The 14,935-nt window shown below is 38.1% G+C and carries 16 protein-coding genes; 9 read left to right on the plus strand and 7 right to left on the minus strand.

Translation table 11 applies throughout. The features are described from left to right. Window positions 1-48: 48 nt before the first annotated feature. Both AC3FI7_RS13225 and truA read right to left on the minus strand, forming a co-directional pair. The gene (locus AC3FI7_RS13225; RefSeq protein ID WP_291899952.1) at window positions 49-636 is read right to left on the minus strand and encodes a Crp/Fnr family transcriptional regulator; all 588 of its coding nucleotides are present in this window, start codon (window positions 634-636) and stop codon (window positions 49-51) included. Window positions 637-1,070: 434 nt separating this feature from the next. After that, window positions 1,071-1,805 carry a tRNA pseudouridine(38-40) synthase TruA gene (truA, locus tag AC3FI7_RS13230; RefSeq protein ID WP_142723757.1) on the minus strand — a complete coding sequence of 245 codons (735 nt, stop codon included), beginning with the start codon at window positions 1,803-1,805 and terminating at the stop codon, window positions 1,071-1,073. Between the two features lie 109 nt (window positions 1,806-1,914). Here truA and lpxK point away from each other — a divergent pair, with 109 nt between their 5' ends. From lpxK to AC3FI7_RS13260, 6 genes are all read left to right on the plus strand, one after another. Then, window positions 1,915-2,940 carry a tetraacyldisaccharide 4'-kinase gene (lpxK, locus tag AC3FI7_RS13235; protein WP_142723756.1) on the plus strand — a complete coding sequence of 342 codons (1,026 nt, stop codon included), beginning with the start codon at window positions 1,915-1,917 and terminating at the stop codon, window positions 2,938-2,940. After that, window positions 2,924-3,739, plus strand: a complete 816-nt coding sequence (locus AC3FI7_RS13240; RefSeq protein WP_142723755.1) for a purine-nucleoside phosphorylase — start codon at window positions 2,924-2,926, stop codon at window positions 3,737-3,739. The genes lpxK and AC3FI7_RS13240 overlap by 17 nt, the downstream gene beginning before the upstream one ends. 126 nt (window positions 3,740-3,865) lie before the next feature. Further along, the gene (locus AC3FI7_RS13245; protein ID WP_142723754.1) at window positions 3,866-4,381 is read left to right on the plus strand and encodes a TlpA family protein disulfide reductase; all 516 of its coding nucleotides are present in this window, start codon (window positions 3,866-3,868) and stop codon (window positions 4,379-4,381) included. An 82-nt stretch (window positions 4,382-4,463) separates the two neighbouring features. Continuing rightward, window positions 4,464-4,919: a GNAT family N-acetyltransferase gene (locus tag AC3FI7_RS13250; protein WP_491462096.1), complete on the plus strand. Its 456-nt coding sequence runs from the start codon at window positions 4,464-4,466 to the stop codon at window positions 4,917-4,919. A gap of 160 nt (window positions 4,920-5,079) precedes the next feature. After that, window positions 5,080-6,171, plus strand: a complete 1,092-nt coding sequence (gene dinB / locus AC3FI7_RS13255) for a DNA polymerase IV (protein ID WP_142723752.1) — start codon at window positions 5,080-5,082, stop codon at window positions 6,169-6,171. Between the two features lie 50 nt (window positions 6,172-6,221). Beyond that, entirely contained in the window at window positions 6,222-7,694 is a 1,473-nt protein-coding gene (locus AC3FI7_RS13260) for an alpha-amylase (protein WP_491460299.1), read from the plus strand. A gap of 54 nt (window positions 7,695-7,748) precedes the next feature. Here AC3FI7_RS13260 and AC3FI7_RS13265 read toward each other — a convergent pair whose 3' ends face one another. The 3 genes from AC3FI7_RS13265 to AC3FI7_RS13275 form a co-directional block, all read right to left on the minus strand. Further along, window positions 7,749-7,916, minus strand: coding sequence for a hypothetical protein (locus AC3FI7_RS13265; RefSeq protein ID WP_172617027.1), 168 nt, complete (start codon window positions 7,914-7,916; stop codon window positions 7,749-7,751). 97 nt (window positions 7,917-8,013) lie between these two features. Further along, window positions 8,014-9,357 carry a carboxylesterase family protein gene (locus AC3FI7_RS13270; RefSeq protein ID WP_491460300.1) on the minus strand — a complete coding sequence of 448 codons (1,344 nt, stop codon included), beginning with the start codon at window positions 9,355-9,357 and terminating at the stop codon, window positions 8,014-8,016. A gap of 202 nt (window positions 9,358-9,559) precedes the next feature. Next, window positions 9,560-10,462: a helix-turn-helix domain-containing protein gene (locus AC3FI7_RS13275; RefSeq protein WP_142723749.1), complete on the minus strand. Its 903-nt coding sequence runs from the start codon at window positions 10,460-10,462 to the stop codon at window positions 9,560-9,562. A 131-nt stretch (window positions 10,463-10,593) separates the two neighbouring features. On the opposite strand from AC3FI7_RS13275, the gene AC3FI7_RS13280 reads away from it, so the two are divergent. Together AC3FI7_RS13280 and AC3FI7_RS13285 are read left to right on the plus strand one after the other, a co-directional pair. Further along, on the plus strand, window positions 10,594-10,998 hold the full coding sequence (locus tag AC3FI7_RS13280) for a cupin domain-containing protein (RefSeq protein ID WP_142723748.1): 405 nt from the start codon (window positions 10,594-10,596) through the stop codon (window positions 10,996-10,998). Between the two features lie 26 nt (window positions 10,999-11,024). Beyond that, on the plus strand, window positions 11,025-12,080 hold the full coding sequence (locus AC3FI7_RS13285; RefSeq protein WP_142723747.1) for an NAD(P)-dependent alcohol dehydrogenase: 1,056 nt from the start codon (window positions 11,025-11,027) through the stop codon (window positions 12,078-12,080). 51 nt (window positions 12,081-12,131) lie between these two features. Here AC3FI7_RS13285 and AC3FI7_RS13290 read toward each other — a convergent pair whose 3' ends face one another. After that, window positions 12,132-12,560 (minus strand): winged helix-turn-helix transcriptional regulator, encoded by a 429-nt coding sequence (locus AC3FI7_RS13290; RefSeq protein ID WP_142723746.1) that lies wholly within the window; start codon window positions 12,558-12,560, stop codon window positions 12,132-12,134. A gap of 83 nt (window positions 12,561-12,643) precedes the next feature. Between AC3FI7_RS13290 and AC3FI7_RS13295 the strand changes: the two genes are divergently transcribed. Next, entirely contained in the window at window positions 12,644-13,522 is an 879-nt protein-coding gene (locus tag AC3FI7_RS13295; RefSeq protein WP_491460301.1) for an NAD(P)H-binding protein, read from the plus strand. A 106-nt stretch (window positions 13,523-13,628) separates the two neighbouring features. Here AC3FI7_RS13295 and AC3FI7_RS13300 read toward each other — a convergent pair whose 3' ends face one another. Beyond that, window positions 13,629-14,912, minus strand: a complete 1,284-nt coding sequence (locus AC3FI7_RS13300; protein ID WP_491460302.1) for an alkaline phosphatase family protein — start codon at window positions 14,910-14,912, stop codon at window positions 13,629-13,631. Window positions 14,913-14,935: the final 23 nt, after the last annotated feature.

Raw genomic sequence — 14,935 nt, forward strand, 5'->3', positions numbered from 1 at the left:
ATTTCTGCAGATAAAATGACGAAAACTTTAACCCAGGTTAAAATCGTACTATTTACCTGAAATTCTTTTTCTTATCCTGCTCAGAGAAGGTCCCTGAATTCCCAGATAAGAAGAAATATGATACAGCGGAACATTACTGAAAATATCAGGATGCTCTTTCATCAGATCCAGATAACGTTCTTCCGGAGACTTTAATAAAAACCCTTCTACCCTTGTCATGGTCACGTTAAATGCTGCCTGCGCCAGAAGTCTCCCAAATTTTTCCCATTGATGCGACTGCTGGTAGAGAGAAATAAGATCTGCGTGCCGGATAAAAATAATAGAAGCATCCGTAAGGGCCTGAGTAAAATAATCACATGGGATCTGATTGAGAAAACTTTTAAAAGGAACTACAAATCCATTGGCAGAATAAAGAAAAACATTCTTTTCTTCACCCGTATCTCCATTGATGACATAAGAACGAAAAACTCCATCGACAATAAATCCTAAATAGGAACATACATTTCCCTGAAGATTATAAAAATCTCCTTTTCTATATTCTTTTGGCAGCCAGAAATTTTCAGACAGTCTGAAATCTTCTTCTGAAAGTCCGGCAAAATGATGTAAGGCAAAGGCTAGTTTATCAATTTCTGTCATGGTTATTTTTTTAGTACCCTTATATTATCTAAAAATAATCTTAATTTCCGATACTAAAAAGAGAAATCTTATTGATCAAAGGTCTTCCCTTATCACTTCAATTTCGATAGTTTTTGCCGGTCTTTCTTTTATGAATTTGTTTTCAAGGAGCCTATCAATTCCCCAAACTGATGCAATAGAGATGAACGAGCCTAAAATATTCACTCCGGAAAAACCCTGTGTAATTTACATTATCTAAAGATTCAGGATCTGTTAAGCTTAAATAAACACCATAGCAAAGACCTAAAACGATCTGAGTTCCCGGATAAATACCAATTGCCAGAACATGGTAATACCATTTTGTTTATCCAGACCTTTCGACTAACTGTGTGTAATATCTATAGGCACAGATAAGAATAAAAATTGATAATATGATTATTATTTTGTTTTAGTTTTTATTTAAAATCGTAGCCTACATCCACCAGATACAATCCGTGCCCCGGAGCTGAAGTTCCTGCAGCGTTCCGGTTTTTGTCTTCAATCACCTTACGGAGATCTTCCGGTTTCAGTTTACCCGTTCCTATTTCTACCATAGTTCCGACAATAGCACGAACCATATTTCTTAGAAAACGGTTGGCTGAAACGGTAAATTTCAGTTCTGTTCCGTTTTGCTCCCATTCTGCTTTGTAGATTTTGCAGATATTGGTTTTGTTGTCGGTTTTTAATTTTGCAAAACTGGTAAAATCCTCATATTCGAAAAGAATCTTGCATGCTTCATTCATGGCGACCACATCCAAAGGTCTTTTCCAGTGCTGCCAGGCAGATTCCTGCGTGAATGGATTTTTTTCCAATGAGATATAGTATTCATAGGTTCTGTACGTTGCATCAAAACGGGCATGGAAATCATCTTGTACAGGAAAAATTCTTTTAATGGAAATATCAGGAGGCAGAAAACTGTTCAGCCTTCGCGGAAGCTGATCATCCAATTCTTTTTCCGTATCAAAATGGGCAAATATTTTTTTGGCATGAACTCCTGTATCTGTTCTCCCTGCCCCTGTAGTTTTAATTTCTTCGCGCAAAATGGTGGACAGCGCCTTTTCCAGTTCTTCCTGTACAGAAATAGCATCCGGCTGTATCTGATAGCCGAAATAGTTCTTTCCGTTGTAAGAAAATTCAATAAAGTATCTCAATGTATTCTAATAACTCCACAAAAATACTTTAATTTAACGAAATATTTGTTGAAAAGTCTTTGAGAATATTGCACCAAATGCTTATGAAAATTCCTATTTTTGCAAACGTATGAAAAGATGGTACCTTTATCCTTTTTCCCTTGGTTATCATTTGGTAACGGGTATCCGAAACACAATGTATGATCTGGGAATTTTTAAGTCGACAAAATTCAAGACACCGATAATCAATGTCGGGAATCTTTCTGTGGGCGGAAGTGGAAAGTCACCCATGGTGATGTATCTTGCCCAGTTTTTATCCAAGCATTACAGAACCGGTGTGCTTTCACGAGGCTATGGAAGGCTGACAAAAGGCTATGAAGTAACCAATTATGACAGCAACTACAAAATGGTAGGTGATGAAGCGATGCAGCTTTTTGAGCGCTTTAAAAACCGTTTTGTTATCGCTGTTTCAGAAGATCGCGTTCCCGGTGCCAAAAAAGTGATCAGCGATATGGATCTGGAAGTTCTGGTGTTGGATGATGCCATGCAGCACAGAGCCATCAAAGCAGGTTTCAATATTCTGATGACTGATTTCAATGATCCGTTCTTCAAAGATTATCTGCTTCCCGCAGGCGACCTGAGAGAATCGAGATCCGGCTATAAACGGGCAGACATTATTATGGTCAGCAAGTGTCCCGATGAGCTTACCGAGGAAACAAAAAGGTATTATATCTCACGAATAAGACCTTCATACGGGCAGAAAGTCTTCTTTTCATCCATCGGTTATGACGAAAATGTATACGGAAAAGATAAAGTACTTCCTGACAACAACCTGAATTATTATGATATTTTACTGATCACCGGAATTGCCAACCCAAAACCGCTTCTGGAGCATCTGGCAAAATTCTCAAAAAGGGTAAAACATCTAAAATTCAGAGATCATCACAATTTCACGGATGATGATATTAAAAAAATCCTTGCGGAATATAAAAAATTAGGGGAATACAAGCTGATATTAACCACCGAGAAAGATTATGTACGTCTGAAAACTTTTGACTATCTTAGAGAAATTGTTTACTACTGGCCTATCAATGTACTCATTGATAAGAAAGAAGAATTCAATCAAATCATCTTGGATTATGTTAGAAAAAATTAAAGAAACTGCAGATTTTATTAAAAATATTATTCAGGAAACGCCTGATTTTGCGGTTGTTTTAGGATCCGGGCTGGGAAAATTACAGCATGAAATAGAGCCGATCCATGTTTTAGAGTACAAAGACATCCCTCATTTTCCGCAAACTACAGTAGCAGGGCATACCGGAAAGCTGGTTTACGGAAAACTGGAAGGAAAAAAAGTTCTGATGATGAGTGGCCGTTTCCATTATTATGAAGGGCATTCAATGGACACTGTGACCTTCCCTGTAAGAGTTTTTCATTTACTGGGAATCCAAAATCTTATTCTTTCCAATGCCTGTGGCGGTGTAAACCCTGCGTACGGTGTTGCCGATATCGTGATTCTGAAAGACCACATCAATATGATGCCCGAACATCCGCTTCGTGGAAAAAATACCGATGAGCTAGGACCACGTTTTGTGGATATGAGCGAACCGTATAACAAAAAAATGATTGCCACAGCAGAACAGGCTGCAATAGATCATCATATCAAAGTCCATCAGGGGGTTTACGTTGCTCTCCAGGGCCCAACCTTTGAAACTCCTGCCGAATATGGAATGATCAAAGCCATTGGCGGGGATATGGTAGGAATGAGCACTGTTCCTGAAGTTATTGTGGCCAGGCATATGGGAATGGATGTATTCTGCATTTCGGTGATCACAGACCTTGGCGGACCGGATATTGCCTTTGCCGTTTCCCACGAAGAGGTGTTGAATGCTGCTGACAAAGCAATGCCGAATGTAATTACCGTTGTCAAAGGTTTGATTAAAAACTATCAGTAAAAATCTGCCAATACTCCCATCCTCCCTCATAGAGTCCATCAATATTATAAATTTTTCCTAATTCCAAAGAAATCAATCTCAGATTGCCATTCATTGTTTAGATTTGTACAAATGAAATTGTACGAGATGAAAAAGTTGATATTAATTTTTATGATTGGGATTTTTGGGATAAGCTATTCTCAAAAAGTCCCTGCTGTTCTTAAAACAGGATTTTCAAAAAAAGCCTTACAGCAGAAACTGGAAGATGAAGAGGGAAAAAGCGTGACTATTCAGCAGATTCTTGATCAGCATAAAGGGAAAGTTTTAGTCATTGATTTCTGGGCAGGATGGTGCAGAGATTGTTTAAATGCGCTCCCAAAAGCTAAAGAACTGGAAGAGCGTAATAAGAATATTGATTTTGTTTTTCTGTCATTGGACCGTTCAAAAGAAGGATTTGAAAAAAGCCTTGAAAAGTTTGATATGAAACACAAAGAAAATTACTGGTTCGCTTCAGGATGGAAAAATGATTTTAATAATGATGTGGATCTTAACTGGATCCCAAGATATATGGTCATTGATCAGAAATCTTCTATTGCAAAATATTATGCCATATCACCTGAAGATCCTGAACTTCAACAAACCATCGACAAGCTTTTAAAATAGTTATCATTAACTTCAAAAACATAAAAACTCATTGAAAATGATCAACTTTCAATGGGTTTTAAATTTTATTTATATATACACCATGATCACAAGAGAAGCTACAGAACAGGATTTAAAAATTCTTTTAGAATTCGAACAGGGAATTGTTACTGCTGAAAGGCCTTTTAACAGTACATTGATTGAAGGAGAAATCCATTATTATGATTTAAAACATCTGATACAGTCTCAGGACGCAACAGTAATTGTTGCCGAAGAAAATAATGAGATCATTGCATCAGGATATGCTCTGATTAAAAAAGCGGAGAAAGACTACTATCAGTTTAAAGAATATGCCTATTTAGGTTTTATGTATGTAAAGCCGGAATACCGAGGAAAAGGAATCAATAAAGTGATTACCGATGAACTTATTTCCTGGTCAAAATCCAGAGGAATGAATGAAGTAAGGCTGGATGTGTATGCTCAGAATGAATCTGCTGTAAAAGCTTATGAAAAATCAGGTTTTGAATCTCACCTTCTTACCATGAGACTGAAACCGTAAAAGCTGGAAGCAGAAAGACGGGAGATGGAAGTAGTTTATGCCCTGGAAATAATCTATGCTTTTTTAATTAATTTTCATGCTCATTAACGTCTCTCTCCCGGCTTCAAACTTCAACACTATAAAAAATTTACCGTCAATAAAGGAATCCATATCTTTGTATATGGATTTTTCTTTGCCTCTTCGTAAAATTATTCATGTGGATATGGATGCATTCTATGCTTCTGTAGAGCAGCATGATAATCCTACATTGAAAGGCAAGCCTATAGCCGTAGGAGGACAGCATCGTGGTGTTGTCGCTGCCGCAAGCTATGAAGCAAGAAAATATGGTGTCCGTTCTGCCATGCCCAGTAAGACAGCCAAAGAAAAATGCCCACAGCTTATCTTTGTTCCTCCCCGTTTTGCCAGATATAAAGAAATCTCCAAAAAGATCCGGGAAATTTTCTATGAATATACCGATCTTGTAGAACCCCTGTCACTGGATGAGGCTTATCTGGATGTCACCGAAAATAAAAAGGGAATGGAGTCTGCCAACCTCATCGCCAAAGAAATCCGTCAGAAAATTTTTGAACAGACCGGACTCACAGCTTCTGCAGGAATTTCGGTCAATAAGTTTCTGGCTAAAGTAGCTTCTGATATCAATAAACCCAATGGGCAGAAAACAATCCACCCGGATAAAATGGAGCATTTTCTGGAGGAGTTGCCTGTGGAAAAATTTTACGGGGTTGGAAAGGTTACCGCCAACAAAATGTTTAGTTTAGGGATTTATAAAGGAAAAGATTTAAAAAAAAGATCGCTGGAAGAGCTGGTGAAAATTTTCGGAAAATCAGGGAAACATTATTATAATGTAGTACGGGGAATTCATACTTCCGAAGTAAAACCTCACAGGATTCAGAAAAGTGTGGCTGTGGAAAGAACATTTTTTGAAGACCTGCTGGATGAACAGCAAATCAATGAAAAACTGGAAAGTCTCGGGCAGGAACTCCATCAGAGATTACAGAAAAATAATATTCTTGGAAGGACTTTAACCTTAAAAATAAAGTACAAAGACTTCTCTCTTTTCACAAGAAGTATCACAAAGGAAGACTATTTTTCATCTCCGGAACAGTATTTTAATACCGGGAAAAGACTATGGGAACTTCGTCCTTTCGATAAGGCTGTACGCTTATTAGGACTCTCCCTCTCCCACCTCAATACAGAAGAAAAAAAGCAGGTTTCCGTTCAACTAAAAATCCCGTTTGAAGAATTCGAATAGAGGCAGGTCATATTTTTTTGCTAACTTGTATCAATCAAATCAGCAAATTTATGAACCCAACCATGATTCAGTTTTTCCACTGGTATTCTGAAGGAGACGGAAAGTTGTGGAAAGAAGCCGAAACACAGGCCAGATATTTAGCAAAACTGGGAATTACATCAGTATGGCTTCCCCCAGCATATAAAGGCACAAATGGAGGATACTCTATCGGATATGATGCCTATGATCTGTATGATCTTGGAGAATTCGACCAAAAAGGAAGTATTCCTACAAAATACGGAACCAAAAACGATTACACCAAAGCTATTAAAGCCTTAAAAAAGAATAATATACAAGTCATCGTAGACATTGTTCTTGGGCATAAGGCAGGCGGTGACGAACTGGAAAAATTCAAAGTGGTAAAAGTAGATGAAGAAAACAGAGAAAAAGTGATTTCTGATGTTATCGAAATTGAGTCTTATACCAAGTTTACCTTTCCGGGGAGAAGAAAAAAATATTCTGATTTTGAATGGAATTTCACCTGTTTCAGTGGTGTAGATTATGCTGAAGGTATGGAATCCCATATTTATAAAATACAGTCTGAATACGGAGATGACTGGGAGGAAATGATACATGATGAAAAAGGAAATTACGATTATCTGATGTATAATGACATCGAACACCGGAATCCTTTTGTACGGGAAGAACTCAACAATTGGGCAAAATGGTATTTTGACCAGACAGATTTTGACGGGGTAAGACTGGATGCATTAAAGCATATTTCTTTCGATTTCTATAAAGAGTGGCTTACTTTGCTCCGCTCCAATTCCGGAAAAAATATTTTCGCTGTCGGAGAATACTGGGCTCCCGGCTATCTACATCTGCTCCAGAAATATATTGAAGTGACCGAAGGCTGCATGAGTCTTTTTGACAGTTCACTTCAGAATAATTTCCATAATGCTTCGAAAGAAGGAAGCTCTTATGACCTGAGAAAAATTTTTGACGGAACTCTTACTCAGGCAGATCCCATGCATTCTGTAAGCTTGGTAGCCAATCATGATACCCAGCCTCTGCAGGACCTTGAAGCCCCTGTAGACTCATGGTTTAAGCCTCTTGCCTATGCTTTGATATTATTAAGAAAAGACGGTTATCCATGTGTATTTTATCCTGATTTGTATGGTGCCCATTATATCGATAAAGACTCGGGTGGTCATGACCAGGAGATATTCATGCCGAAAGTAGACGGTATCGAAGAATTATTAAAAGCAAGAAAAGATCATGCATACGGTGAGCAGCATGATTACTTTGAAGACGCCAACTGCCTTGGATGGGTCCGTACCGGAGATGATGCACATAAAGGCTGTGCGGTAGTTCTGAGCAATAAAGATGCGTATAATAAACCGATGGAAGTCGGGAAGCTTTATGTCGGAAAAAAATTCAAAGACCTCCTGAAACGGTTTAAAGAAAAAGTAACCATTGATGAGAACGGATGGGGAGATTTTCCTGTTCCGGCGGGAAATGTGAGTGTTTGGATTCCTGAGTGATACTAATTTACCAGAAACCCTTGTCAAGGCTCCAAACCTTGACAAGGGTATATTTTAGCAATAGATATATTGACAGTACCAAACATCTTTAGCCCATTCACAGCATTCTCCGTCTTCGTTGGAAGTACAGCATACTCTGCCTCTGTTGATATCTCCGGCTTTTAAACTCTTTAATTCCTTACGGTTCAGTTTTCTTACTTTGAAATCTTTGCTTGTTTTCATAATTATTATTTTTTATGGTTTAGTTATTAAATATACATTAAAAATCACAATTATGAATAAAAATTCATCATAAATCAATGAATTAAATACATATAAATCAGTACACTTTCCGGAGTTCAAGAATTTCTGGTCTTTCAGAAGTATCAGATATTTTTCCGTTTCTGGCAAATTCTGCCCAGAGAGCTCTTAATTTTTTGCCATGCTCATGAATACGGTTCCAGGGAATATTTTTCAGCAATTCTGAAGATTTCCAGGCGGCTTCATTGCCAAAAATTAAGGGAAGATCAATACAGTGAGGAGCACCGATATGATTATCTTTTAATTTTGAATGAATTCTGAAGAGATAAACATTTCCGCCGGCATCAGCCAGATTCTGTGCAAACTGCTTTGCCGGAGCTCCATAGATAAATTCTGTAGTCTTTTCAACAGTCTTATCCATAAGTTTTAATCCAAGTCCTTTTCCAAAATATTTATTTAAAGCCTCGGAGGTTTTGAGATAGAATGCAGTTTCATCATTATTCAAACCAATCAGGACATCAAATTTCTGGGCATTATTTTTCCACATTTCCACCGATTCTTCCTCTTTGCACAAAGGAAAGAATCCATATTGGGTTCCAAATGGCATTGCTGCTTTCAAACCGTATTTCATGACAGATGGTACCAACGCCTTATATTCATCCATCATTTTTAAAACATCGGTTTCATCTTTCAGTATTTCTGTTTTTTTCAGAAACTCTGCTGACATTTTCTGCCTTTTATGACGTAACCCCAGAGGAGCACTCTGGATAATCACCCGATGAAACAGATTTTCAACTCCTTCTGAGATCATTAAATGGGCAATAGCATCACCGCCTGAAGACTGTCCCAGAAGAGTAATATTGTTTTCATTACCTCCAAAATCCCCAATATATTTTTTTATCCATTTCAAAGCTTCAATGATATCTAACAGCCCAAGATTAGCAGGCCTTTTCTCATTGCCCCCAAGAAAGCCGAAAAGTCCCAGACGGTATGAAACCGTAACAACGATAATGTGCTGTTCTTTTACCCATTCGGCAGGGTCAGCAGTGGCAAGATCACCACAGCCTATTTCATGAGAGCCCCCGTGAATCCAGACTACGACAGGCAGTTTTTCATTTTCAGAAACAATCCCGGGCCGGGTTATGGAAAGGTATTGCGTAGATTCATCAGGTTCAAAACTTTCAACAGGTGTAGCGCCGATCATCTTTTCTACAAGCGGACTTAGGGCCTGCGGGCAAACCGGAGTTTTTTCAGGAGAAATAATTATCGATGATAAAGAAGATTCTACTGCAACAGGTCTTTTAAATCTTTCAGAATGGGCATAACGGATGCTTCTGGCTCTGATAATCCCTTCTTCTTTTAAGGCTAAAATATTTCCGAAACGGGTCTTGAAAATAATGGTATTTTGCTGATTAGGTGTCATCTTTACAACTGTGAAAACTTTTCTCTTTAAATTTAATTATTTAAACACTAACTTCAAAAACCATCATTGTGTCATTCGTGAAAAAATTAGGACTATTAGTGTTGAAAAAATCTAAACACAAATTTCACAAATGCAGACACTAATATTCACTTATTTTTATTGTTTGATCTGTGAAAAAATCTGAGTTATTCGGGTTAAAAAACTAGTTCAGGGTTTTATATTCACTCGGAGAAATACCAACTTTGGTTTTGAACAGCCTTGTAAAATGCTGCGGATATCTGAACCCTAAATCATAGGAGATTTCACTGATTGTTTTTGCCTGATCCAGAATTTGTTCTTTAGCTATATCAATGAGTTTATTGTGGATAAATTCCTGAGCAGAAATCCCCAGTTCTTTTTTTATCAGATCTCCGAAATAATTGGCAGACAGATTCAGTTTTTCTGCAAAATAATTGACCATGGGAAAACCAATGTTCTTAGGATTTTCAGATTTCAAGTAATCATCAACTAAATTTTCAAATTTTCCGATTACCCCCTGGTTAATATGATCTCTGGTAATAAACTGACGGTCATAAAAACGCATACAGTAGTTCAGGAACAGTTCAATATTATTAACAATTAAAGATTTGCTGTGCTTGTCAATTGCCTGCTCCAGTTCCAGCTTAATATTTTTAAAGCAGTCCAGTATAATTTCTCTTTCCTTTTCTGAGAGGTGCAAGGCTTCGTGTACATCATAAGAAAAAAAAGAATAGTCTTTCATATTCTTCCCTAAGTTGGTTCCTTTTATTAAATCAGGATGAAAAATCAAGGCAAAGCCTGCAGGCTGAACAAACCTATCTTTATTATAAATTCCATAGGTCTGCCCCGGAGCAATGAAAACCAATGTGCCTTCCTGATAATCATAACTGTGTTTTCCATACTGCATGTCTCCACACATGACATCTTTCAGAAAAACGGTATAAAACCCAAATTTTCTTTTATATTGGCATATAGGATCTGATTTGGAAAAATCAATGATACTGACCAACGGATGTAAGGTCTCATGATTTGCCATTTTGTTGTATTCCGAGACCGTATTATAGATTTCAACCTCCTGATTTTCCATGAAGTACATTTTTATTACCACCCAAAATTACCATTTTCATTCGTAACTTAAATGATGTATGTAAAATTGGTAAGTAATTCGGTAATCTGTATAAGTTTTGTTTATGGAAAAGTTTCGATTTTTGTTCCGTTATGGAAACTTTTAATACCAACATTTTTCCGAAAGGGGAAAAGGCTCCTTCAGATTATTTCTCCGGAGGAACAGCATGGGTTCATATTCTGAAACCCAATGAAGACAACCTGAACTGCCAAATCGGGAATGTGATTTTCGAACCTGGAAGCAGAAATAACTGGCATTCACACCAGGGCGGACAGATTTTAATCGTAACGGCAGGAAAAGGATATTATCAGGAAAAAGGAAAGCCTGTACAGATTTTAAACCCTGGAGATATTGTCAGTATTCCTTCTGATGTTATACACTGGCATGGAGCCGCTCCTGATAGTGGTTTAACCCATATTGCCATTAATCCTAATACTCAAAACGGGATTGTAGAATGGCTGGAGCCTGTCACGGATGAAGAATATAATAATGTATAATCCTAAATAAACTAAATATAAAAAAAATGAGTACAATCACAGTAAAAGCTTATGGTGCAGAGTCTACCACAGCAGATCTGAAAGAAATGAATATTGAAAGAAGAGAGGTAACCACAAAGGATGTAGAAATTGAAATCCTATACTGCGGGGTATGCCACTCTGACCTTCATACCGCAAGAAACGACTGGGGCGGCTCTTTGTATCCTGTAGTTCCGGGACATGAAATCGTAGGAAGAATCACAAAAGTAGGAAGCGAAGTTTCTAAATTTAAGGTAGGCGATCTTGCCGCTGTAGGCTGTATGGTAGATTCATGCGGACATTGCGACAGCTGCCAGCACGATTTGGAACAATATTGCCAAAATGGATTCACAGGGACTTATAATGGAAAAGATAAACACCTTGGCGGCCATACTTTTGGAGGATATTCCCAGAAAGTAGTCGTTGATGAACATTTTGTTTTAAGTGTTCCTGAAAATTTAGATTTGGCGGCAGTAGCTCCACTTCTATGCGCCGGAATCACTACTTGGTCTCCGTTAAGACACTGGAATGCAGGTCCGGGTTCAAAAGTGGCCGTTGTAGGATTGGGGGGTTTAGGCCATATGGCTATTAAATTGGCAAAAGGCTTAGGAGCAGAAGTTACTTTATTCTCAAGAACTCCGGGAAAAACGGATGATGCCAAACAGCTTGGAGCAGACCATGTAGTGATCTCTACAGATGATTCGCAGATGGATGCTGTAAAAGGTAAATTTGATCTTATCATTGATACGGTTCCTTATGAGCACGACATCAATCCTTACATGCAGACCCTTTCTCTGAACGGAACGCTTGTGCTTGTAGGATTCGTAGGTGAATTCCAGGAAACTGAAGTAAGTACAAGACCTATGATCTTCCAACGCCGTTCTGTAGCAGGGTCTTTGATCGGAGGTATTGCAGAAACGCAGGAACTGTTAGATTTCTGCGGAAAACACAATATTGTCTCTGATATTGAACTGATTAAAATGCAGGATATCAACAATGCATATGAAAGAATGCTGAAAAGTGATGTAAAATACCGTTTCGTCATTGACATGCAGTCTTTATAATTCTTCTGTAAAATAGTAACAGAACAGGCGCTTCACTTGAGGCGCCTGTTTTTATTTTTTTAGATTCTGGCTAAAAGCATTCTGATTCTGATTTGTTATATATCTGTTTCCTTCAGCACATTGATTATGATTTCTTTCCATATCGTGAAAGGCCCATGCAGCCATGGCATCAATAACGGGAGCAAGCTCATTACCAGCCTCACTCAATTTATAGGTCACATGGGGAGGCACTACAGGCTTTGCTGTCCTGATAATTAAGCCGTCCGCTTCAAGCTGTTTCAAGTGTTGGATCAGCATTTTTTCTGTTACGGCAGGAATTGCTTTTTTCAATTCACTGTATCTTTTTTCCCCTGTGGAAAGATTGAACAGGATAATCGGTTTCCAGAATCCGCCAATTCTTTCCATAACATACATTACAGGACAGTCCTGCACTGTCTTTTTATTCTCCTGAATGGTGGAGCTTTCTTTGATGGCTGTCATAATTACATACTTTAGGGTAAGTACTTGTATAAAAGTAAGTACAAATATAACTTTGTTCTCAGAAATAAAAAAATATTTTACCTATGAAAATAGTAATCACAGGATCATTAGGAAATGTAGCTAAGCCATTAGCCCAGCAATTAATTGCCGACGGGCATACTATCACAGTCATAAGCAGCAGCAATGCAAGAAAGCAGGATATTGAATCTATGGGTGCTACCCCAGCCATAGGATCTGTCACAGACGTTCAGTTTTTAACACAAACATTTGAAGGAGCGGACGCTGTTTTTGTTATGACCCCTCCTGCTATCAGTCCGGATAGGATTGTGGAAAACACAACGGATGTCGGGAAAAATTATGCTGAAGCCTTAAAAAACACCCAGGTAAAAAGAGCCGTAATGCTAAGCAGTGTTGGGGCTGAATCGCCTGTCGAAAACGGTCCTATCGCAGGACTCCACAATATTGAAAAGCTCTATAATGAAGTAAAAAATACCTCTTTTACTTTTCTGAGAGCCGGCTATTTTTATAATAATTTTTTCAACGACATTCCATTAATTCAAAATGCGGGAATCATTGGAGGGAATTATCCTGAAAGTGTAGAAATACCAGTCGTACATCCGAATGATATTGCCAAGGCAGCGGCTGAAGAACTGGTAAAAGCAGAACATATCAACAATATCCGTTATATTGTGAGTGATATAAGAAAAGCCTCAGATTTTGCAAAGGTCTTAGGAACATCAGTAGGCAAACCAGATCTTCCATGGGTAGCATTCTCTGATGAAGATTCTTTAAACGGAATGCTTCAGGCCGGATTGCCGGAAGATATAGCGAAGCTTTATGTTGAAATGGGCAGGGGAATAAGAACCGGTGTTGTTCAGAAAGATTTTATTGATCATGGCTCTCCTGTTACAGGCAGTGTTAAGCTAGAAGAGTTTGCTGAAGAGTTTTCTTCCAGGTTTTAATTTCTTTTATATTGAAACAAAAGTCCCAGACTGCAGTTAAAATAAGTTTCGGCGCACCAAAGGTGCGCCGAAACTTATTTTAATCATCCTATTTTAAATCCCGGGATTATTTCTTTTTTTTCAGAATTCCTTTTAAAACTTTCAGTTTTCCATCAATAGGCTGATCTATTTTCAGCCCTAAAACTTCAGCTACCAAAGGATAAACATTGACGTTGGCAAATTCACTGATCACAAGATTATTTTTAAATTCCGGTCCCCAAGCAAAAAAAGTAGCCTTCATTTCCGGTACTACTTTAGGGTCGTAGCCATGCTTTCCAACGGATGATTTCTTGCCCTTTTCCAGGAAAATTTTTGGTGCTTTAGGAATCAGAAGAATCTGTCCTATTCTGTTATATTGATCGTCTCTGGTCGCAAAATGCAGGTATCTGGGAAGTTTTTTATCAAGATATACTTCGTAATCATCTGTTTTATTGGCTTTAAGTTCTTGATAAACTTTTTTTACCTCATCCTGATTTTTAACGTAAACTCTTAACAAAGTCTGGGAATTGTAGAAATCGAATCTGTTTTTATCAAAAAGAATAGTCGGAATTTCCAAAGGAGTACCACCGTCTACTTTAATCATTCCGTGATCAGAAACAAAAACAAAGTTGACATTCTTTAAGCCCAATCCGTTTACTTTCTGCACTAGATCTCCTACTGCCTGATCAATCAGATGAACGGCATTTTCTGTTTCTTTGGTATCCGGACCGTAATGATGCCCGCTTCCATCCACTTCAGGGAAATACAATGAAATAAAATGAGGTCTTTTATCTTCTGGCAATTTCAGCCAGTTAACCACTTTTTCAACTTTTTCAGAAGGTGTGAATTTTTCGTGGTATGGGTAATAATAAGTTGGCCTTATTCCTCCTGCATCACTGGCAGATCCTACCCACATTAAAGAGGCTGATACCATTCCCTGTTTTTCAGCAAGTCCCCAAAGCGGAATTCCCCCATACCAGCTTCCGTCTTCAGCATTTTTCTTACTACTCAAGGCATATCCTTCTTTTCTCTTATAATCATAGAAAAAATTATCAATCAAACCATGATGAGAAGGATAAAGTCCTGTAATTAAACTCCAATGGTTAGGAAATGTTATACTTGGATAGCTTGGAATCATTGCTTCTGCTTTTACACCACCATTAGCTAAATTCAATAGGTTTTCAGCATTATACTTCCGGGCATAATCATAACGGAAGCCGTCCGTAGATATCATAATCACATAAGGCTTTGACTGTGCCTCGGTACTGTTTTGCCTTCCTGGGATGACTACCTGGGCAGTATCAATATTCACCTGTTGTGCAAACGTCGTAAAAGAAATCAGCAACAGTAAAAAATGGATTCCTCGCTTCATTGTTTTAAATTTTCCGCAAAGTT

This window comes from Chryseobacterium sp. TQ-BC-N36, from assembly GCF_058382295.1.